The organism is Thermostichus sp. MS-CIW-37 (genome assembly GCF_054060065.1).
Genome location: NZ_JBSSCV010000024.1, coordinates 20268 through 41196, shown reverse-complemented (window position 1 = coordinate 41196; position 20929 = coordinate 20268). Strand labels below are relative to the sequence as shown.

Annotated in this window: 18 protein-coding genes and 1 pseudogene; 8 read left to right on the top strand and 11 right to left on the bottom strand. The window is 59.6% G+C overall.

Annotated elements, in window-relative coordinates; all coding sequences use genetic code 11:
- Positions 1–25: 25 nt before the first annotated feature.
- From ACVWYZ_RS10995 to proC, 4 genes are all read left to right on the top strand, one after another.
- Positions 26–874: a prohibitin family protein gene (locus ACVWYZ_RS10995; RefSeq protein WP_011433345.1), complete on the top strand. Its 849-nt coding sequence runs from the start codon at positions 26–28 to the stop codon at positions 872–874.
- 103 nt (positions 875–977) lie between these two features.
- Positions 978–1661 (top strand): YggS family pyridoxal phosphate-dependent enzyme, encoded by a 684-nt coding sequence (locus tag ACVWYZ_RS10990; protein ID WP_457467071.1) that lies wholly within the window; start codon positions 978–980, stop codon positions 1659–1661.
- 582 nt (positions 1662–2243) lie between these two features.
- Positions 2244–2819: a cell division protein SepF gene (locus ACVWYZ_RS10985; RefSeq protein ID WP_414351079.1), complete on the top strand. Its 576-nt coding sequence runs from the start codon at positions 2244–2246 to the stop codon at positions 2817–2819.
- Between the two features lie 5 nt (positions 2820–2824).
- Positions 2825–3628, top strand: coding sequence for a pyrroline-5-carboxylate reductase (gene proC, locus ACVWYZ_RS10980; protein WP_011433348.1), 804 nt, complete (start codon positions 2825–2827; stop codon positions 3626–3628).
- Here the strand turns inward: proC and ACVWYZ_RS10975 are convergent.
- Together ACVWYZ_RS10975 and ruvX (ACVWYZ_RS10970) are read right to left on the bottom strand one after the other, a co-directional pair.
- On the bottom strand, positions 3625–4842 hold the full coding sequence (locus tag ACVWYZ_RS10975) for an NAD(P)/FAD-dependent oxidoreductase (protein WP_011433349.1): 1218 nt from the start codon (positions 4840–4842) through the stop codon (positions 3625–3627). The genes proC and ACVWYZ_RS10975 overlap by 4 nt on opposite strands.
- Positions 4843–4982: 140 nt before the next feature.
- The gene (gene ruvX, locus ACVWYZ_RS10970; RefSeq protein WP_457467070.1) at positions 4983–5495 is read right to left on the bottom strand and encodes a Holliday junction resolvase RuvX; all 513 of its coding nucleotides are present in this window, start codon (positions 5493–5495) and stop codon (positions 4983–4985) included.
- Positions 5496–5590: 95 nt separating this feature from the next.
- Between ruvX (ACVWYZ_RS10970) and ahcY the strand changes: the two genes are divergently transcribed.
- Complete coding sequence (gene ahcY, locus ACVWYZ_RS10965) at positions 5591–6871, top strand: adenosylhomocysteinase (RefSeq protein ID WP_011433351.1); 1281 nt, start codon at positions 5591–5593, stop codon at positions 6869–6871.
- A gap of 99 nt (positions 6872–6970) precedes the next feature.
- Here ahcY and ACVWYZ_RS10960 read toward each other — a convergent pair whose 3' ends face one another.
- The gene (locus ACVWYZ_RS10960; protein WP_457467069.1) at positions 6971–8173 is read right to left on the bottom strand and encodes an argininosuccinate synthase; all 1203 of its coding nucleotides are present in this window, start codon (positions 8171–8173) and stop codon (positions 6971–6973) included.
- Between the two features lie 236 nt (positions 8174–8409).
- Here ACVWYZ_RS10960 and ACVWYZ_RS10955 point away from each other — a divergent pair, with 236 nt between their 5' ends.
- On the top strand, positions 8410–10242 hold the full coding sequence (locus tag ACVWYZ_RS10955; protein ID WP_457467076.1) for an FAD-dependent oxidoreductase: 1833 nt from the start codon (positions 8410–8412) through the stop codon (positions 10240–10242).
- Positions 10243–10315: 73 nt separating this feature from the next.
- Here the strand turns inward: ACVWYZ_RS10955 and secF are convergent, their stop codons facing one another.
- The 4 genes from secF to ACVWYZ_RS10935 all read right to left on the bottom strand — a co-directional run bounded on the left by secF (position 10316) and on the right by ACVWYZ_RS10935 (position 14177).
- Positions 10316–11317: a protein translocase subunit SecF gene (secF, locus tag ACVWYZ_RS10950; RefSeq protein WP_457467068.1), complete on the bottom strand. Its 1002-nt coding sequence runs from the start codon at positions 11315–11317 to the stop codon at positions 10316–10318.
- Positions 11314–12660, bottom strand: coding sequence for a protein translocase subunit SecD (gene secD, locus ACVWYZ_RS10945; RefSeq protein ID WP_457467067.1), 1347 nt, complete (start codon positions 12658–12660; stop codon positions 11314–11316). The genes secF and secD overlap by 4 nt, the downstream gene beginning before the upstream one ends.
- A 78-nt stretch (positions 12661–12738) precedes the next feature.
- Complete coding sequence (locus ACVWYZ_RS10940; protein WP_457467066.1) at positions 12739–13965, bottom strand: RNA-guided endonuclease InsQ/TnpB family protein; 1227 nt, start codon at positions 13963–13965, stop codon at positions 12739–12741.
- A gap of 89 nt (positions 13966–14054) precedes the next feature.
- A complete protein-coding gene (locus ACVWYZ_RS10935) occupies positions 14055–14177 on the bottom strand; it encodes a hypothetical protein (protein WP_457467065.1) in 123 nt (40 codons plus the stop codon).
- Between the two features lie 171 nt (positions 14178–14348).
- Here ACVWYZ_RS10935 and ACVWYZ_RS10930 point away from each other — a divergent pair, with 171 nt between their 5' ends.
- Positions 14349–15197, top strand: coding sequence for a hypothetical protein (locus ACVWYZ_RS10930; RefSeq protein WP_414331048.1), 849 nt, complete (start codon positions 14349–14351; stop codon positions 15195–15197).
- Positions 15198–15204: 7 nt separating this feature from the next.
- Here ACVWYZ_RS10930 and chlP read toward each other — a convergent pair whose 3' ends face one another.
- From chlP to ACVWYZ_RS10910, 4 genes are all read right to left on the bottom strand, one after another.
- On the bottom strand, positions 15205–16425 hold the full coding sequence (chlP, locus tag ACVWYZ_RS10925) for a geranylgeranyl reductase (RefSeq protein WP_457467064.1): 1221 nt from the start codon (positions 16423–16425) through the stop codon (positions 15205–15207).
- 124 nt (positions 16426–16549) lie between these two features.
- The gene (locus ACVWYZ_RS10920) at positions 16550–17686 is read right to left on the bottom strand and encodes an extracellular solute-binding protein (RefSeq protein ID WP_457467063.1); all 1137 of its coding nucleotides are present in this window, start codon (positions 17684–17686) and stop codon (positions 16550–16552) included.
- Entirely contained in the window at positions 17658–18122 is a 465-nt protein-coding gene (gene ruvX / locus ACVWYZ_RS10915) for a Holliday junction resolvase RuvX (protein ID WP_457467062.1), read from the bottom strand. Before ruvX (ACVWYZ_RS10915) ends, ACVWYZ_RS10920 begins: the two co-directional genes overlap by 29 nt.
- The gene (locus tag ACVWYZ_RS10910) at positions 18119–19498 is read right to left on the bottom strand and encodes a DUF3084 domain-containing protein (protein ID WP_011433363.1); all 1380 of its coding nucleotides are present in this window, start codon (positions 19496–19498) and stop codon (positions 18119–18121) included. The genes ruvX (ACVWYZ_RS10915) and ACVWYZ_RS10910 overlap by 4 nt, the downstream gene beginning before the upstream one ends.
- Positions 19499–19664: 166 nt before the next feature.
- Here ACVWYZ_RS10910 and ACVWYZ_RS10905 point away from each other — a divergent pair.
- Positions 19665–20923: pseudogene (locus ACVWYZ_RS10905) on the top strand (RNA-guided endonuclease InsQ/TnpB family protein).
- Positions 20924–20929: the final 6 nt, after the last annotated feature.

Below are 20929 nucleotides of genomic sequence, written 5' to 3'. Positions count from 1 at the left end.
CTTTAGGTTTTTGGGTAACACACCTGTGAAATCGGCCCACCCCCGTCGTCCTGCTTTTGAACTTCCCGCTTTGTCCTGGATTCCCTTGGTGGGTGGGGCATTGCTGCTGATCCTCTTGGCCACCTTGCTGCAGTGCTTGGTGGTGGTGCCTGCCGGCACACGGGCCGTGGTGTTCAACTCCCTGACGGGGCTGAAGCCGCAGCCGCTGGGAGAAGGGCTGCACCTCCTGCTGCCGCTGGTGGAAACGCCTATCTTCTATGACGTGCGCACCCAAACCTACACCATGGCCTCCCAACGCTCCGAAAACCAGGGGGATGATGCGTTGAAAGTGCTCAGCGCCGACGGCCAGCAGATCTCCCTCGATGTCTCGGTGCGCTTTCGCTTGGATCCCGACCAAGTGGCCCACCTGCACCAGACCATTGGCCCTTCCTACGTGGACAAAGTGATTCGCCCAGAGGTGCGGACGGTGGTGCGCAATGAACTGGCTTTGCACCGCGCCATCGCCGTTTTCTCGGAAGAACGCGAGCAGATCCAGGAAAATGTGGAGCGGCAGCTCTCCAGCATTTTTGCTGAGAATGACCTGATCTTGCAAAACGTGCTGCTGCGCAATGTCCGCTTCTCCGACCAATTCCAAACGGCCATCGAGCAAAAGCAAATTGCCGAGCAAGAGAAAGAGCGGGAACGCTTCCTCGTGGAAAAAGCAGAGCTGGAAAAACAACGATTGGTGATCCTGGCAGAAGGAGAAGCCCAAGCCATTCGCCTCCAGGGGGAAGCCCTGAAGCAAAACCCAGAAGTGGTGCAGCTGGACTACGCGCGCAAACTGGCGCCCGGCACCCGCGTGATCATCTCCCGACCGGATCCCTGGCAGCGGTAGCGGACAGCCCGTTGGCTCTGGGTTCTGCAAAAATCTATCCCAGAGCATTGTTGCCAATTGGAACGAGAATGGGGATAGAGATCCCCGGCCTGCTGACCTGACGATGCCCCTCGACGAGCAGCTCATCCACAGCCGCATTCAGGCCATCCGAGCCCAGATCCCAGACCATGTGGAGATCATGGCGGTGAGCAAAGGCTACAGTGCCGACCACATCCGCGCCGCCTATCGGGCTGGGATCCGCCACTTTGGGGAGAGTCGAGTGCAAGAAGCCGCCGTCAAACAAGGGCAACTGCAAGATCTGACCGATATCGTCTGGCACTTGATCGGGCATCTGCAGACCAACAAAGTCAAACCGGCCCTCAAGCAATTTACCTGGATTGACAGCGTCGATAGCTTGCGCCTGGCCAAGCTGATCAACCAAAAAGCCTGGGAGCTGCACCTCACCCCCAAGCTTTGCCTGCAGGTTAAATTGGCTCCGGATCCCAATAAATTTGGCTGGCCCATCCCCGATCTGTTGCAAAGCCTGCCCGAACTGAACCAACTGCTGCAGGTGCAAATCGTGGGCCTGATGACCATTTTGCCTTTGGGCTTGAGCTCAGAGGCGGCCCTAGAGCTGTTTCGCAAGCTGGCCGAACTGGCCGATTACATCCAGCGCAGTGGCTACGAGCATCTGCAGTTGCACACCCTCTCCATGGGTATGTCCGACGATTACCCCCTGGCGGTGGCAGCAGGCTCTAACTTGATCCGACTGGGGCGTGCTTTGTTTGCCGACGCCGAGCGGAAATAGATGTGGCCTCTGTGAAGCTGTTAAATTGTGATTAAATTTTGTGTAAAGCCGCGAACTCCGGAGTCGCCCTGCGGGGTACCTTCGGGGCGAGAGTTTGGCTTGGCTCGATCAAAAGCGGGGGGATCCCGCCCAGGATTTGCCCTATTGGGGAAATTTTGGGGAAATTTGCAATCATTTGCGTTACTTCCGTTAATATGTGCTCAATCCAGACGGGGAGCAGAGTTCAATCCTGCCAAACAACGGCTTGGCAAGTGAGATGACATCTTCACTTCTTCTGGGTAAACTCTAGTCGTCGAATCAATGGGGTTTTGTTAACCTACGTTAGCCCCCACCTGCTTCGGCAGCTTCCTGAGCAAACCCTGTCTCAGCCTATTGAAAGACTTTGACCGAGAATAAATAAAAGGACGCCCCCTAGCTTGAGTGAGCCACTCAGGATCCAATCAAGAGCCTGAATCCTACGCTCGCCGTAAACCCATGACCTGTAGTGAGGATGTGCATATGAATGTCAATGGAATCTGGAGCAGGGTGAGAGATTTTGTGGGTCTGAATGATCCCGTGGACGGCCTGGAGGAGTACTCTGAAATGGAAGGGCAGGATGATTACCAACTGCTCTACGAGGGACGCCGTTCCCAACCGGCTGCTCCCCCCGAAGAGGAGGAAGTGAGTACCCTTCCGCGAGGGCGGCGGCAACGGGGAGTGGAAGCAGGGGAAGGCTCTGCCGGTCGAGAAGAGTCGCGGGGCCATCGGCGCAGTCAACATCGGGATCGCTCAGCAGGGGGCAGTATGGGGAGCAACGTGATTGGATTACCGGGCGTAAACCCACCCACCAGTGAAGTGGTGGTGATGGAGCCGCGCAGCTTCGATGAGATGGCTCAGGTTATCCAGTACCTACGGGAGCGCAAGACGGTGATCCTGAACTTGACCCTAATGGATCCCGCTGAGGCGCAGCGCTCTGTGGATTTCGTTGCCGGCGGCACCTACGCCATCGATGGCCACCAAGAGCGCATCGGAGAGAACATTTTTTTGTTCACCCCCAGCACGGTGATGGTTTCCACCCCCAGTAGCCAAGTGGTGCAGCCGCTGCAGCGCCCTTTGCAAAGCCCTACCCCCCTCTGGCCCAGCACCTATGAGCATCTGCAGGCAGTAGGTCAGCACTAGTTGCTATGGAGCGGCCACTGCTGAGTGTTATCGGGGGTGGAGCCATGGGATCCGCTCTGCTGCGGCGTTGGGTGGCTGTGGGAGTTTATCCTGCAGCGCAGGTGGCCTTGCGGGAGCCTGATCTGGATAAGGCTGTGGCCCTGCAGCAGGAGCTGGGTATCCGATTGTTGGCGGATCCATCCCAGGCGGGAGAGTCTGAGATTCTGTTTCTGGCCGTTAAACCGCAGCTCTTCCCGACAGTGGTGGCTGAGATGGGCCGGCTGTCCGCCACAGAGCTGGTGATCTCGATTATGGCCGGGATCCCCTTGCAGCAGTTGCAGCAGGCTTTTCCCAAACAAAAGGTGGTGCGCACGATGCCCAACACGCCGGCGCTGGTGGGGGCGGGCATAACGGCCATCAGCTACGGGCCAGGGGTGACGCCTATGCAGGTGGAGCAGGTGGAGAAGCTGTTTCGCGCGGTGGGCGAGGTGGTGACGGTGGCCGAAAGCCAGATGGATGCGGTGACGGCACTTTCGGGTTCCGGGCCGGGGTATCTGGCGGTGATTCTGGAAGGGCTGATAGACGGAGGGGTACAGGTGGGGCTGCCGCGTCCCATTGCTACCCAGTTGGCCCTGCAGACCTTGGCGGGTACTGCTGCCCTCTTGCAGCAAGAAAATCTGCACCCTGCCGTTCTCAAAGACCGGGTCACCAGTCCAGGGGGGACGACCATTGCCGGGATCCAAGCCTTGGAGCAGGCGGGGGTGCGGGGAGCCCTGATGCAGGCAGTGCGAGCGGCCTACGAGCGCTCTTGCCAGTTACAGGGATCCTAGCGGGCCAGCAGCCCTTGCCACAGGGGGCGGGTGATCCAATTCCATCCCACCTTGAGCTGGTGTTCCAGTGTGGGCAGGCGCACCAAATAGGCAGTTCGCCGGGCCAAATAGCCCAGGGGGCCGGTCAGTGTGAGGCCGCCAAGGGCAGAAAGCACCGCCGTATCCACCCCCAGGCTGAGCATTTCCCCCAGAGAAAAGTAGCGAAAGGGCAAGAGAGGCCGCTCCTGGGTGAGCAAAGCCCACAGGTTCCAGGCGCAATAACCGGCCTGTTGAAAAGCCGCTTGGGCTGTGGCCGGCACCGGCTTGCCCTCCGCATCCACCACCGCTGCTGCATCTCCCAAGGCAAAGATCTCTGGGAAGGTGGGGGTTTGTAGGGTGGACAAAACCTGTAGCCGTCCCCGCTCCGTTTTGGGCAGATCCAAATTGGCAATCACCGCTGCCGGTCGGGTTCCGACAGTCCACAGCACAGCATCCACAAGATCTGTGGCGATCTCCTGGGTCTCCAGCCGTTGCAGCTGCAGATGGAAGGGAGGGGCGCCGTTCTCGCCAAGGGCCTCGATGCCCAAGACCTTGGTTTGCAACTCCACCTGCACCCGCCGTTGGGCCAGCGCCTCTTGGGCCGCCTCCCGGCTGGAGAGAGCAAAGCCGGACAAGATTTGGGATCCCAACTCGATGAGGCGGATCCGTCCCCGCCAGCCCAGCCGATCCGCCAATTTGCAGGCCAATTCCACGCCACTAGCCCCTGCTCCTGCAATGGCCAGAGCCACAGGCTGAGCCGGATCCCGGTCTTCCAACGCCTTCAGGTGGGCGCGCAGCCGCTGAGCATCTGCCAGGGTGCGAAAGGGAAAAGCAAACTCCGCCGCTCCCGGAACGCTCTCCAGAGGGGTTTCTCCCCCCAGCGCCAGCACCAGCGCGTCGTACTCCAAGCTTTGCCCATCTTCCAGCTCCACGCGGCGGGCTTGAGGGTCAATGGCCTGGACAGATCCGCGGCGAAACTGCACCGATCCCGGGGGCAGCAGATCTTGAAAACGGGGGGCCACCTCCCAGTCTTCCATTTCTCCGGTGAGCAGCTCATAAAGCAGGGGGGCAAAGACGAACCGCTCCTGCCGATCGACCAAGGTGATCTGGGGTGGTTCTGGCCAGGGTTGCCGGCTCAGTTCCAAAGCTGTGTACAACCCGCCAAAGCCGCCCCCAAGAATGCAAATGCGATTCATGCTCGGATGGTTCACGTGACGTTATCAGACGTTATCAAAGTTGCGCGAAAGGCCCCGACTTAACAATCACACCCTGCTGATGCAGAAGGGGCAACGAGGGATGGCCCACCTTGGGCTTGAATTGATTTAAACTTTCCCGGCTAGACTTCTCCAGCGTAGTCTGTGTTGTCCCAGCTTTGCCAAGCCGGCACTTCTGACGGGGAAGCCCGTCGCTCGTCCAGCCAAGTTTGGAGAATCACTGCCGCCGACTGCTGATCGATTAAGCCCTTCTGGGCTTTGGCCGGGATCCCCGCCTCGCGCAGATCCCACTCCGCCTGCGCGGTGCTCAGGTATTCGTTGACGGTAACAATGGGAAGATCCACGGCCACCTGCAAAGCGCGCACGAACCGCTGGACTTTGCGGGCCTGGGATCCCACCGACCCATCCGCCAGAAGGGGGATCCCCACCACCACCACGGTGGCCTGGCGGCGGCGGATCCACTCCTGCACTTGGGCAATATCCTCTGAGAGGGAACGGCGCTGGATCACCCCCAGGCCAGTAGCCAGCAGCCCCAGCCGATCGGAGCCGGCCACGCCAATGCGGCGGTTGCCTACATCCAGCCCCAGCGCTGAAAGGGGATCCCTTGTGGCAGAATAGTTCAGGCTTATCGACATCCTTGCTGATCTTTAATGGCTGCCTGGCCCCCTTTGGGGCTTGCAGTTTCCGTTCCCCTATCCTCTCTCGATGACCCTGTTTGGAGCAACACTCGATGACCAGCGCTACCCTGTCTCTCCCGAAGCATGAAGTGAAAGATCTGAACCTCGCCCCCCTGGGCAAGCAACGGATCCAGTGGGCGGCGCGGGAGATGCCGGTGCTGGCCCAGATCCGGGAGCGCTTTGCTCAAGAAAAGCCCTTTGCCGGGCTGCGCTTGGTGGCCTGCTGCCACATTACGACCGAAACGGCCAACCTGGCCCTGGCTCTACAAGCAGGGGGGGCGGATAGCGTTCTCATTGCCAGCAATCCCCTTTCCACCCAAGACGATGTGGCCGCCAGCCTGGTGGCGGACCATGGCATTTCGGTGTTTGCCCTCAAAGGAGAAGATGTGGCCACCTACCGCCGCCATGTCCAGATTGCCCTAGATCACCGCCCCAACCTGATTATCGACGATGGCGGAGATGTGACGGCGGAGCTGGTGCAGCACCGTCAGGAGCAACTGTCGGAGCTCATCGGCACCACGGAAGAGACCACCACTGGCCTGGTGCGCCTTAGGGCCATGCTCAAGGCGGGGGTGCTCAGCTTCCCGGTGATGACCGTCAACGACGCCGAGACCAAACACCTGTTCGACAACCGCTACGGCACCGGCCAATCCACCCTGGACGGGATCCTGCGCTGCACCAACATTCTTTTGGCCGGGAAAACGGTGGTGGTGGCAGGCTACGGCTGGTGCGCCAAGGGAGTGGCCATGCGGGCCCGCGGCATGGGATCCCAGGTGATTGTCACGGAAGTCAACCCGGTGCGGGCTCTGGAGGCGGTGATGGACGGCTTCCGGGTGATGCCGATGGAAGAAGCCGCTGCTCTGGGGGACATCTTCATCACCGTCACCGGCAACAAGCACGTGATTCGCGGCGAGCACTTCGACCGCATGAAGGATGGGGCGATGGTCTGCAACGCCGGCCACTTTGACATTGAAATCGACCTGGTGGCGCTGCAGGAGCGGGCCGTCTCCCGACAGACGGTGCGCCCCTTTGTGGAAGAATACCGTCTGCAGTCGGGCAAGTCAGTGGTGGTGCTGGGGGAAGGCCGCCTGATTAACTTGGCTGCTGCCGAAGGGCACCCCGCCAGCGTCATGGACATGAGCTTTGCCAACCAGGCCCTGGCCTGCGAATACCTGGTGAAAAACCGGGGCCGCTTGGCCCCAGGGCTGCACCCCATTCCTCTCGAGGTGGACGAGGCCATTGCCCGCCTCAAGCTCAAAGCCATGGGGATCCAAATCGACAGCCTCACTCCAGAGCAGATCGAGTACGGCAACACGTGGACTGCCGGGACTTAAGTGGGTTTTGGGAATTCAATTGTCAATTGGGAGCTGAGTCTGGGATCCCAAGCAGCAGGGCTAGCGTGCTCCCCCCAACCTCGAGCCAGGAGGGGATTCCTAGATTCTGTGAACCTGCGACCAAACGCGGGTGGGCAGGCCCCAGATGTAGATAAAGCCTTCGGCGGCGCGGTGGTCGAATTGATCCCCTTCCCCGTAGGTGGCCAGCTCTGGGTTGTAAAGAGAGTAGGGAGAGCGACGGCCCACACAGACCGCCTGGCCCTTGTGCAACCGCATCCGCACGACACCGGTGACGCTTTTCTGGGTGGCGCGGATAAAGGCGTCCAGAGCCTCCCGCAGCGGCGAGTACCAAAGGCCGTTGTAGATCAACTGGCTGTAGGTGGTCTCGATGCCGTACTTGTAATGGATGACATCGCGGGTGAGGGTGAGGCTTTCCAGCTCGCGGTGAGCTTGGATCAAGACGGTTAAAGCGGGGCACTCGTAGATCTCCCGCGACTTGATCCCCACCAGGCGGTTTTCGATCATGTCAATGCGGCCCACCCCATGCAGGCCAGCTAAGGAGTTGAGCTGCTCGAAGAGGGCTTTGGGGCCAAGGCGCTGCCCATCCAGCCCGACAGGGATCCCTTGCTCGAACTCAATCTCCACGTAGGCGGGCTCGTCGGGTGTCTGGGAAATAGGCCGGGTGAGGGCATACACTTCCTCCGGCGGCTCCCGGTCGGCATCTTCTAGGATGCCGGCTTCAGCGCTGCGGCCCAAAATGTTGAGGTCGATGCTGTAGGGGCTGGACTTCTGCACGGGCATGGGGATCCCGTAGCGCTCCCCATAGGCAATGGTCTCCTCGCGGGTCATCCCCCACTCGCGGGCAGGGGCCAACACTTTGAGCTGGGGATTTAAAGCAGCAATAGCCAGATCAAAGCGCACCTGGTCGTTGCCTTTGCCGGTGCAGCCGTGGGCCACCGCATCGGCGCCCACCTCTTCCGCCACTTCCACCAGCAGCTTGGCAATCAGGGGTCGGGCCAGGGCCGTGGAAAGGGGGTAGCGCTGCTCGTAGAGGGCGTTGGCCTGGATGGCCGGGAAGGCATAGTCGGTAATGAGGGCCTGGACAGCCTCCCGCACCAGAGATTGCTCTGCCCCCGCCCTGAGGGCTTTGGCCTGAATGGCCTCCAGCTCCGCCCCCTGCCCCAAGTCGACTGCCAGGGCCACCACCGATTCCACCCCCCACTCGTGCTTGAGATAGGGAATGCAGACGGAAGTATCCACCCCGCCTGAATAGGCCAATACCACCTTCTTTGCCCGTCCCATGGGATCCCGCCGTTGCCGTTAAAAAGTTGCTAGCCCATTATGCCCTGTGGCAGGGATCCTGGCTGGCCTCAATGTCGGTTTCCTCAGCTATTCTCAAGGGGATTTCTCCTGCCGGGGAAAGGCCGGGGGTGTGAGTGAGCATGGCTGGCAAAAAGACGGCTGCGGCGTGCCGGGGATCTGAGCCCAAGCGAACTGTGGGGCTGGGGATCCTGTCGCTGCTGAGCTTTGTGGCCGGGATGGGGTTTGCCGCCCTCTCCCAGCCAGAGGTGGGATCCCCTGTTGCCGTCTCCGAGCCGGAGGTGCCCCGTTTTACCGCCCACGGTTGGCCCTTGTTGGATCCCTTGCCGCAGCCGGACGAGATTTGGGAGTGCGAGCTGGTGGTGGTGGGGGGATCCTTGGGGGGTGTGGCGGCAGCGGGCCACGCCATGCGAGGGGGGGTGCAGACCTGTCTCATCGAGCTTACCCCTTGGCTGGGGGGTCAGATTACCTCCCAGGGGGTATCGGCCATTGATGAATCGCTGCCGATGCGGCAGCGGGGCAATTTTTCCCGCCACTGGCTGGAGTTCAAGGCCTTGATCGAAAGCCAGCCGGTGCATCTGCCGGCCTGGACAGGGATCCCGCCGGGAACCCGCGTGGCCGAGATCAACAGTTGCTGGGTGGGAGGGCTGTGTTTTCCGCCTCAGGCGGGGCTGCAGGCGGTGGAAACCTGGCTGCAACAGGCAGCCCAAAATGCCCCCAACAGTCGCTGGGCTACCCAAACGGCTTTCAAGGGGGCCACCTTCAGCGCCGATGGATCCCGGATTGAAAGCATTTACGCTGTGCAGCGGCAACCCCGGGATCCCGATTTTGTGCCACCGGGACGGCTGTGGCGGGAGCTGGTGAGCTGGTATGGCTGGCAGGAGACGGAAGTTTTTGCCAAACGGGTGTTGAGGCTGCAGGCACCACCAGGCCGCAACCTGTTTGTTATCGATGCCACCGATACCGGAGAGCTGGTGGGCTGGGCCGGGATCCCCTATCGGCTGGGTTCGGAAGGGCACGATGTGACCGGCGAGCCCAATGCTGCCCCCGCCAGCAACCCGGAGTGTACTCAAGCCTTTGCCTTTCCCTTCGTGCTAGCCATCCACGACGATGGCGGTCGCTCCCGCGCCGAGCTGGCCCAACTGCAACCAGGCTATTCCCGCGCCGAACACCGCCGCGAGTTCGACATGGAAGGTTTCCCCACCTTCAGCGGCCAGAGCTTTTTCAATTACCGCCGCATCGTCAGCAAGGGTCGCCGGGATCCCTTCTACAGCACACCCGTTCCAGGCGACCTGACGCTGGTGAACTGGAACCGCGGCAACGATTGGGGGATCATGAACCCGCCCCTGATCCTGACGGAAGAGCGGCTAGTGGCCTCAGGGCAGCGCCACAACTGGCTGGGGGGCCTGGATGTCTCAGCCATCAAAGATGGAGAAAACCACGCCCTGCTGTTTGCCGAGTGGCTGATGGAAACTCAATCCCGCTCTGGCTATCCCCTCTCCTTGGTGTTTGCCGAAGAGTCCTTGCTGGGCACTCGCTCTGGCCTTAGCCTCTACCCCTACATCCGCGAAGGTCGGCGCATCCTGGGGCGAGCTGCCTACGGCCAAGCAGAGTTCCTGATGTTGGAGCAGGATATTCGCGTCGGCACCGCCGGGGGGCGGGACTTCAGACCTACCGTGGTGGGGGTTACCCACTACGCCATCGATATCCACGGCTGTCGCTACCGCAACTGGGAGCCCTCTCTTTCGGCCAGCTCCGCGCCAGTCAACGAGTTTTCCGTCCGTCCCATTCTCATTCCCTTGGAAGCCCTGATCCCGCAGAAGGTGGATAACCTGCTCATCGGCGGCAAAGGGATCGCCGTCAGCCACATTGTCAACGCCGCCACCCGCGTGCATTACGGTGAATGGACCATCGGCTCGGCAGCAGGCCTGACCGTGGCTTGGCTGCGCAGTCAAGCTCCCGGCCTGATCCCAGCTCAGATCGTACCGCAAGGCAAAATAGCCGATTTACAGCGCTACCTGATCTCCCATGGGCAAAGACTGCAATGGTGAACCCAGAGGACACCGTCTCAGCGCGAACGACAGATCCCCACCCAATCGACCCAATTTTTCCGATATCGGGGCCCTAGCCCTCAGAGGGAAGGGAATCGGGATCCCTGCCTGCGCGGGCATCTTCGCTACTTTTGCCATAGCGCTGCTGCCGCCACCACACCAACAGGGGGCTGGCGATAAAAATGCTGGAATACACCCCCAAAGTAAAGCCAATGAGCAGGGCAATGGCAAACCCCTTCAAGGTAGCTCCCCCGAAAATGGCGATGGCAACTAGGGGCAGCATCGTCGTCAGGGTGGTGTTCAGGGAGCGGGCAAAGGTCTGGTTCAGAGATAGGTTTACCACCTCGGCCAGGCTGACCTTGCGGCTCACCAGACGCAGATTCTCGCGGATGCGGTCGTAGATGACCACGGTGTCGTTGACGGAAAAGCCGATGATGGTCAGCAGCGCCACCACAAACAGGCTGTCCGCCTCCATACCCACCGTCAGGCCCAAAAGGGCAAATAGCCCTATCGTCAACACTACATCGTGCAGCAGCGCCACAATGGCAAACACCGCGTAATCCCACTGAAAGCGCAGGGCCAGATACACCACAATCAGGCCGAAAGAGATGAGCACGGCCACGATGCCGGAACGCAGGAGCAGACGACCCACCGTCGGGCCAACCGTCTCGACCAGATTGCGCTGGAAGGAGGCAACCTCCTGCCGCAGGGTGGCTTCCACGGCCAGCCGCTCTTGCTCAGTCAAGGGGGGCATGCGGATCAGGGCTTCCTGGCCCGTTTGGGTGTCCAGCTGGATGATGCTGGTGCCCAGGTTGTGTTCCTGCAGCGCCCGTCGCAGCTCCTCGGTGGTGACAGGCCGCTCAAAGCTCAGATCCAGCAAGGTGCCGCCGGAAAAATCCAACCCCAGCCGCAGGGGAGTTCCCAGAGAAGCCAGGGAAAAGGCCATGCTGACCAGCCCCACCAGCAACACCGCCAAGGACAAGCTGAACCACAGCTTGCTCCGTCCAACAATGTCGAAGCGATAGTCGAGCAACCGAGAGGCGGGATCTACGGGGGATAGCTCTTGAGCCGTCATGATTGAGCTGTCTCCATCCGAACGCCGTAAAACTCAGGTTTGCGCAAGCTGGGGATCCCCATTGCCGCCAAGAGCAGGCTACGGGTGCAGGTGATGGCCGTAAAGAAGCTCACCAGAATGCCAATGCCCAGGGTTACCGCAAACCCTTTCACCAGTCCCATCCCCAGCCAGAAAAGCACGCCACAGACCAAAAGGGTAGTCACATTGCTGTCCAGGATGCTGCTGAAGGCGCGGTTAAACCCTTCCGAAATGGACTTGTAGATGGATTTGCCGGCCCGCAACTCTTCTTTGATGCGCTCGAAGATCAGCACATTGGCATCCACCGCCATGCCGATGCTGAGGATAAAGCCGGCGATCCCCGGCAGAGTCATGGTTACCCCCAGCAGTTGGAACAGAGCAAAGGTACAGAGGGCGTAGATAAGCAGAGCAATGTCCGCAATCAGCCCTGGCAGGCGATAGTAGGCCACCATAAAGACGAAAACCAGCACCAGGCCCCCGATCCCGGCATAGAGGCTGCGGCGCACGCTCACTTCCCCCAAAGTGGCCCCGACAGTGCGATTTTCAATCACCTGAATGGGAACCGGCAGCGCTCCTGCCCTGAGCTTGACCGCCAGATCGGTAGCCGTCTCCACCGTAAAGTTGCCTGTGATCACCGCCGTCCCGCCGGTAATGCCGGTGCGGGCAAACTCCGGCCCCACGATCGGGGCACTGATCAACACGTCGTCCAGAAAAATGCCCAATGGACGTTCTGTTCCGGCCAGATCTCGGGTGAGCTGAGTAAATTTTTCTGCCCCCTCCGGCTTGAACTCCAGCAGCACCTCCCAACTCTGGGATCCGCGGCGAGGGGCTTGGGGATAGGCATTGCGCAGCAGATCCCCGGTGAGGCCGACCCGCTCAAACAGAGTATCCGGATCCTCCCCCGCTGTTATCTCTCCCCGCTCGTTGCGGGGCAGCGCGCCGACGGGAACCAAGCCCTTGCGAAACTCCAGTTGGGCTGTATCTCCAAGGAGAGCAATGGCCCGATCCGGATCCGCCACCCCCGGCAACTGCACGAACAGGCGGTCTTGGCCGCTGATCTGCACCAGAGGCTCAGCCACCCCCAGCCCGTTGATCCGCTGCTGGATGACGGCTTCTACCCCCTGCATCACTTCGGGGGTGATTTCAGGCACCTCCTCGGTGGGCACAGCTTGTAGCGTGAGCTGGGTTCCTCCCTTGAGGTCAAGGCCAAGGCGAACCTCCCGGCTGAAGCCCAAGTAAACGAGGGCAACCACCACGGCCAAGATGAAGATCAGCCCTCGCAAAAAGGAGAGCCGACTGAGCCACGACGCTGAGGATCTAGCCATACTGCTGAGAAGGTGAGGAACACGGTCGCACTCGATCTGAGGCTCTTAGGATTTTGGCACTTTGTAAACTACCCGACCCTACACCGCCTTAGCAGTGTAGCGCGGGCTTTCAGTAGCCCTGAGCCTGTTATGCTCTACCAGAGAACAAAACAAGCCCGAACCTCTAGGCTGGTTTACGACAGCCCCCAAAAGCGCAATCACATTCGCACCATTCAAATCCGCATCCCCTTCCCATCCACAGTGTCCACACTTAAACTGCTTCCCACTGCGGTAGGATTGCGCAGGGTCGGGATGAATGTGCAAACACCGGTGGCAGGTCTGCGACGTGTAGGCAGGCAGAACAAGAATCAGAGCAACCCCCGCACGCAGAGCCTTGTACTCCAAAAATTGACGGAGTTGATAAAACGCCCAACTATTTGCCCGCCTACGCTCTGTCTTGCTGCGTGGCTGTTGATTGACCCTTTCCCGAATCCCTGTCAAGTCTTCCAGAGCAATAGCGCTGTTTGTCGCCTTTGCCCTAGAGACAATAGCTTTGGAGATGCGATGATTGACCCACGCCTGAAAGCGCCTCTCCTTGCCAGACAGCCGTTGCAACAGTTGACGGCATCTGCGCCGCGAACTGCGGGTGCCCTTACTGGCTTTGCGTTGGAGTGCCGCCCTCAGCTTGGAGTAGTGGTCTCGGATTCGGTTCAACTGCTGTCCATTCCAGTTATCACCCTCTGACGTATGAGCAATATCCGTCCTTCCCAAGTCCACCCCCAGCACTCTACCCGTGCGTTGCGGTGGGGATGGCTCCGTTTCCACACAGATTTGAATGGAGTAGAAACCGTCTTTGCGCTTGACCAGAGTGGCAGATTTGGGATTGGAGCCTGCCAACTGTTCTCTCTGGTAACGGCCAATCGCCAGCTCAAAGCGCTCCCGACCCTCCACCATGGTCAGCGACACCGTCCAGTCTTTCTCGCGAAACGAAAAGATACGGGCATCGTAGGTCGCAAAGCCTCTCTTGAACGCTTTGACCGGACGGTTTTTCTGTTGGGCAACTTTACGGGCACCGGCCAGCCGTCTGCAGACCTGCTGGTCGCGTAAGCGGGACGTAGTCCTTGCCAAGTTACTGGACAAGCCGAACCGGGCCCGGATTTGGCGGTAGCACAGAGATTTAAGTTTAACGGCGTTAACTACCTTCTCTGGTGTGTTTTGGTTGACCCAGTTCAACGCCTGCACAAAGGCATCCATTGTCGCATCCAACTTTGCGGCTTGCGACTGGGACACCTTGAGCTTGCAGGAGACGGTCAGGACTTGGGTCATGGTTCTATCGTAACTTCCGCATTCCTCCCGACCCTCGTCCTACGGACAGAGGGCGGGGCTCCTGCGCTAGTAAGCTGGACTTTCTGATCCTATCGCAGACGGGATCCCTTGCTTGGCAAGGCGGAAAACGGCAAAGCCGGTGGCGCTGCCCCGACAAAATGGCCCTTGGGATCCACCGCCAAGGCAACCCCCAGCTTGATGAAGATAGGCACCGGGTTATTTTTGGGCAGAGCGGATGAAGTTCAAAGCCGTTATTGTTGGAAAGATTATTCAAAGACTCCCCCTGGTTTGCGCCGACCCTAGGTTAGGCTATTGCCATCGCGGGGGAGCAAGAAACACCTCTTCTGCCTCGCAGTCCGCCGGTTGAGTGAAGGAAGGTTGAGGTGAAGGGGAGACTGACCTGCCATTTCCCTGTGCTGCTACTGGCCCTGCCTCTGTGGGGATCCCCGACCTGGGCCGGAGAGTATTTCACCGAGGAAGTCACCAGCCCCAGCCTGGAGATCGTTCATGGCTGGCGGCAGGAGGTGTACGGCATTGGGGTTACCATCACCAACACCAGCCTCGGCTCCTTTCGGGTGCCCTTGGAAATTGATATGGAGGATCGGACTAGCTGTGAGCGGGCCGACTTGGTGCTGACCAACAATCGCATCATGCCGATGGGATCCTTCCAAGATTGCATTCTCAACATCTTTCCCTACCTGGATAAGTTCATCAACCAAGAAGTCGCCAGCATCCGAGTCACCCTAAAAGGGCCAGCTCCCCTCCTGGAAATTCCGGTAGAGGAGTCGGATCGACTGATTTTGGCCCAGGTGGCCAACCAATCGCGGGAAGCCTTTGTTTTCTTTCAGCAGGAGTTGGCCCGTGTTTTGGAGCTGCTGAGGCAGTCGGATCCCAAGCAAAGCGAGACGGCCCCACAGCCTGGCACCCCAGTTCCGACCGCCACCCCAGCCGAGTCTGCCGCTAGCCCAGGAGATTTTGTAATCGTGGGATCCATTCGGGAAGAACGAGTGGGGGCCGGTAGCCGCCTAAGCGTGGAAGCGATCAACCGCAGCACCCGCACGGTTCTCAACGCCCGTGCTCGTTTCACCTTCTATCGGGGAGAAGAAGTTGTCGATACGCGAGTGGCAGCGTTTGAGCCCAGCGACGTGCCCCCCGGACAAAGGGCCTCCGCCAGTGTGCTGAAAACCGAGGCCAATTGGGATCGCGTCACGGTGACCTTCCAGTGGCAGTAGGGTTACTTCAGGGAGCCAAAGCGTTGCCGCGAATCAGGCTGCCCAGGGTTTTGACCGTGATCTTGAACTGCACCCAAGGGCTCATGGGCACTACCGTCTTGTAGAGGTAGCTGTCAAAGGTCATCCTCTGCACGTCCCGGTCGGCGCACATCTCCACAAAGGCTTCGCGGGTGGCATTGGAACGGTAGAACACCCGCTGCAGGATGTCCAAGACCTTGTAGGTCAGGCCGTACTGGCGATCCCAGCGCTTGAGATACAGTTTTAGATCCTCCTCTGTGGGAATGCGCTTGCCGCCGTTGGAGGTCTCGACAAGGGTCTCGGCACACATGCGGCCTGACTTGGCGGCAAAATAGATCCCTTCGCCGCTGGATTTGGTTACGTATCCCGCCGCATCTCCCACCAAAGCAGCACGGCCCACCACGCGGCGCGGGCGGGGATGCTCTGGGATCGGATGGGCTTCCACCTTGATCACCTGGCCGCCGCGGATACGCTCGGCAGCACGGGCGCGGATCCCAGCTTGCAACTTTTGGATGTGGGCTTGGTTCACCTTCATGGTGCCGGTGCCCACAGCCACATGGTTGGACTTGGGAAACACCCAGGCATAGAAGTCTGGAGAAACATCGTCCCCCACATACATCTCTGCCCGCTCTTCGTAGTAGGCCATTTTGTCGTCTGGGAGCCGGATGCGCTCCTGAAAGGCCAGCGCATAGTTGTAGTCGCCAGCACCAATGGCTTCTGCCACCTTGGAGTGGAACCCATCCGCCCCGATCACCACATCCACAGCCAAAGAACGCGGCACCCCTTGCCTCGATCCGTCAGAGAAATCGTTGTAGTGCAGGATGTAGGGATCCCGGCCATTCTGGGGGATTTCCAGATGCATTACCTTGCCGTTGATCAGCTCCGCCCCTTTTTGGTGGGCACGATTGCGCAAGAAGGCATCCAAGATCTCGCGGCGGCACATGCCGATGTACTCGTTTTCTTTTTCGAGGGCGATATCCACCTCATAGTTGGAAGGGGAGATCATCTTCATCTTGCGCACTTTGCGGTCGATGATCCCCTCGGGGAGGTCGAACTCGGAGACCATACAGAGGGGAATGGCGCCCCCGCAGGGCTTGGCGTTGTCCAGCTTCCGCTCAAACAAAAAGGTCTCGATTCCAGCTTGGGCCAGAACTTCGGCAGCAGAGGCTCCGGCTGGGCCGCCCCCCACAACAGCAACTCTCAGACTCAAGGTGCTCTCCTCGATGCAAGTGCAACTGGCTTATCAGACAGCAGGCATCCTACCACAGCTCCTCAGAAGCATTGCGGACCTTGACGAAGTGTTGCAGAGTGGAGGGCTCGCGCTCGCTGTGTTTCTACAAAAGGCCCCGCCGCATTTGATCCCAGAGGTTGAGATAGGACTCGGCTTCGGCTGAGCTCAAGGGGCGCCAGATTTCCGAGCGTTGCCAAGTGGAGATTTGCAAGTCGGCTCTGCGTTGCAGGCGGGGGGCAAGTTGAGCCAGATCCAGCGGCAAAACCGAAGGGATCCCGCTCAGATTGACCAAGCGGGGGGCAAATTCAGGATTCAAGACAAAATCAAGCCAGTCAGCCAACAGGGATCCGGAATCGGTCTGGGTTGATTCTGGGTGGGCATTGTCTTCGACGTGAGGTCGCACCCAGGCATCCCACCAGATGGCGGATCCGGAGGCCGGGATCACCACTGCCAGCTCAGGGTAGTTGGCTTGGGTGGCGTAGAGATCCTGCGACCAGCCCACGGCCACCCAGCTATCGGCCAAGCGCAAGATGGGCAGGTAGTCGGAAGAGGTGTAAGTTAAAACCTGGCGATGCAGGGATCCCAGCTCTTGACGTAATTCCACATCCTCAGGGTTGAGGGGATCGTTGTAGGAGCGGCCCATTTTCTTTAGGGTTAGCCCAATCACCTCCCGCGGATGATCCGGCAGAGTCAGTTTGCCGGCCAGCTCAGGCCGCCACAGATCCGCCCAGTCCCGGATGGGCTCCCTCACCCGATCCCGGCGGTAGGCAATGGCCGTTACCCCCCAGCGCCAGGGCACACCCCAAATCTGCCCCTCCCGGAGTGCCGCAGCTTGCCAACGGGGATCCAGATTCTGCCATCGTTCTCCCAACAGGCTTGCCGGCAGAGGAGCCAGCCAACCGGCAGCTATGGCCCGATCCAAAGCGTCGGCCCCCAACAAACTCAAAGCCGCCACCGGCAGCCGCCGCCGGAACCATCCCCCCGGATCCCACCAGGCTGCATCAGCCGGCTGGACGCTTTGCTGCAGATAGGCCAACAACTGATCCCGACTATCCAACAGTTGCAGCCGAAAGCGGGCCTGGGTGCGGCGGCGAAACTCGTTGAGCAAACTGGCGGGGATCCCTTGCTTAAGCGCCACGATAAGAGGCAAGTGCGCATCCGGACCCCCACATCCTGCTGCCACCAGCCCCAGCAGGATCCCCTGTAGAAGCTCACGTCGGCTCAGCCGTATCTCGCCCACGACAGTACCGCTCCACCAGAATGAGAGCCACCAGATCATCGTAAGCCTTGGCGGGCACCCGCATCCCCTTGGGCAACAGCCGCTGCCATCCCTGCGGTGGGTAAAAATCCCAGTAGCGCTGACGGGCTTCTTGGGAGCTGTGCCGCTCGTCCACCAGGACAATCTGCTGCGGGGGGAGAATGGATTCCAGTTGAGACTTCCAGGCTTGGGCCGTCGTCTGATTGCCCAGGATTACCTGCTCCGCCTGAAACTGTTGCCGGAGAGTTTGCAGTCTAGATAGCGCTGCCGAAGAAGGGATCACCTCCCGGTGTAAAACCTTCAGCTCCGTTTGCGTAAACACCTGCACCACAGCAATGCCGCATTTGTCGCGCCCTGGGTCGAAACCGATCAGCACTCGTTGGCCCTTCAGCCTTGCCGAATGGAGTGGATCCGTCATCCCTCAGGACGCCCCGCCTGCTGAGCCCCAGAAGAGCCGGGTTGACCAGAAGCTTCCGCCATCAGAAAACTCACCCGCAATGGCCCCGCTGTGTAGATGTCGGTGTCGGCAACTAGCTTCACATCCAGAGGGGTGGTGCTCTGGCGGAGATGCTGCACAACTTCCAGAAACTTGACCTGGGAGAACTCCCCCACAGTGCCGGTGATGGGATCCGAGAGAAGCCCCTCCTCTTGCGAGCGCTGATTGGCCTGGTTCAGCAGCCCCAGCAGTTGCTGTTGGATCTGATTTTCGCTCAAACCCGGTTGAATCACCCCGTGGGCCAGCACGGATCCCTTGGCGAAAATCCGCTGGTTGGGGTAAATCTGCACGAGCACAGGCACAGGCTCCCCCTTGAGCCGGTTGGTAACAGAGAGAATGCGCACCGCCCAGCTACCGGGCTCTTGCAACTTCTCCAAGGCTTGATCGGCATCCTCCCGGCGGATCAAGATCGCGTTTTCCAGAGGGGGCATGGGCTGGGATCCAAGGGCAAGGGCCCGCTGTTCCGCCTGGGCCAAAAGGTGCTCAAACTGCCGCCGGATCGCCTCTGGTTTTGCCCCTCTTGGAGCCTCCACAACTCCTGTTGCCAAAACTTCCCCCGCCAAGATGGCCAGTTCCCCCCGCCGCAGCCGCACCGCCAATTGGTTGAGCTGCTCGATCTCCTGCTCAAGCTGGTTTTTCTGGTTCTCCAGTTGGGTTAAGGCCGCCTGCACCACATCCAGGGAGCGCTCCAGCTGATCCCGATCCAGTTGCAGGGCTTGTTTTTGCGACTCCAGGGTGGCGATCACCTGGCGGGCCGACTCCACCTCTGCCTTCACTGCCTCCAACTCGGCATGGGCTCGATCCAAACTGGGCTGCACCTTGGCCAGTTGCTCGTTGGCTGCCGCCAGCTTGGCCTCCGCCTCCTGCCGCTCCTGCAGCGCCACTGCCAGCTGATCGCGCACTTCGCTCAGGCGGGTTTGGGCTGCCGACTGCTGGCTGCGAAATTGGTCGAGATCCATCTTGAGGTGATCCCGCTCAACCCTGAGAGCGGCATTTTCCGCTTCCAAGAGGGCTTTTTGGCGGTTGAGGGCCCGCAGCTCTTGCTCCGCCTGGGCAATTTGGTTGGTGTAGCTGAACAGGGCCTCCGACAGAGAGCGGTTGAGGAGCAGCAGTGTGCCCAAAGTCAGGGCGGAGATGCTCACGCCGGTCACCACGGCCACCAGAATGGCGGTATGGCGGGGGCGCAGGTTAAACCAGGTAAGGCGCTTTTTGCCAATGCGGTAGCCCACCCGATCCCCAACAACGGCAATCAGGCCACTGACAACCAACATGTAGAGGATCAGCAGTACGCCTTGCATATTCCCGGATCCCTGCCATGGAAATCTTAGCAAGGTTGCCCTGAGGATTTTGGGAGTTGTTGGGGAGGTGGGAAATAGGAATTCAGCTTACTCGCGCAGGAGCCCCGCGCTGTACCCGCAGGGTCAGCGTCGGGAGGAATGCGTCTTGATGAAGTATGGTAGAGCTATGACCCAAGTCCTGACCCTTTCCTGCAAGCTCAGGGTAGCAGAAGCTCAAGCGGCAAAACTCTCTGCTACCCTTTCTGCTTTCACAGAAGCCTTGAACTGGGTCAATGCCAACACCCCAGCAAAGGTAGTCAATGCCATCAAGCTCCAATCCCTTTGCTACTACGAACTTAGGTCGCGATTTGGCTTGTCCAGTAACTTGGCTCAGCAGGTATGCCGCAGAGTCGCAGGTAGTCGCAAAGGAGCACAACGGAAAAATAGACCCGTCAAGGAGTTCAAGAAACCGTTTGTTACTTACGATGCCCGCATCTTTTCCTTCAGAGAGAAAGATTGGACAGTGTCCATCACTACCGTTGATGGCAGGGAACGGTTTGAGTTAGCCATCGGCAACTATCAACGCAGGAAGTTAGCAGGGACAAAACCCAAAGCAGCGACTCTGGTTCAGCGTCGTGGTGGTGGGTTCTATCTGCAAATTTGCCTAGAGACAGAAACACCTGTTACCAAACCGCAAGAGCGAGTAATAGGCGTGGATTTGGGGAGAACAGACATTGCCCATACATCGGAGGGAGAGAACTGGCATGGACAGCAGTTGAGCAAAATACGAGAGCATTATTCCAAGCTGAGAGCGGTACTCCAGCAAAAAGCCAGTAAGGGCAGCCGCAGTTCCCGGCGCAGGTGCAGAGAGCTGCTGCAACGGCTGTCTGGCAAGGAGAGGCGCTTTCAAACGTGGGTCAATCATCGCATCTCCAAAGCTATTGTGGCTAGGGCAAAAGCAACGAACAGCGCTATTGCTTTAGAGGACTTGACAGGGATTCGGGAAAGGGTCAATCAACAGCCGCGCAGTCAGACAGAGCGTAGGCGTGCAAATAGTTGGGCGTTCTACCAACTGCGCACCTTTATTGGCTACAAAGCTCTGCAAGCAGGAGTTAGGGTGGTGTTGGTGAATCCCCGCTACAGTAGTCAAACTTGCCACCGGTGTTTGCGCATTCATCCCGACCCTGAACAGTCCTACCGCAGTGGGAAGCAGTTTAAGTGTGGGCACTGTGGATGGGAAGGGGATGCGGACTTGAATGGTGCGAATGTGATTGCGCTTTTGGGGGCTGCTGTAAACCAGCCTAGAGGTTAAGCCTACGGCTCGCTTCGCGAACGGGTTTGTTTTGTTCTCTGGCAGAGCATAACAGGCTCAGGGCTACTGAAAGCCCGCACTCTTTCGCTTTAGCGGCGCCGAGCGCTTTGCGTCAGCATGAGTGGTGCGGGTAGTTTACA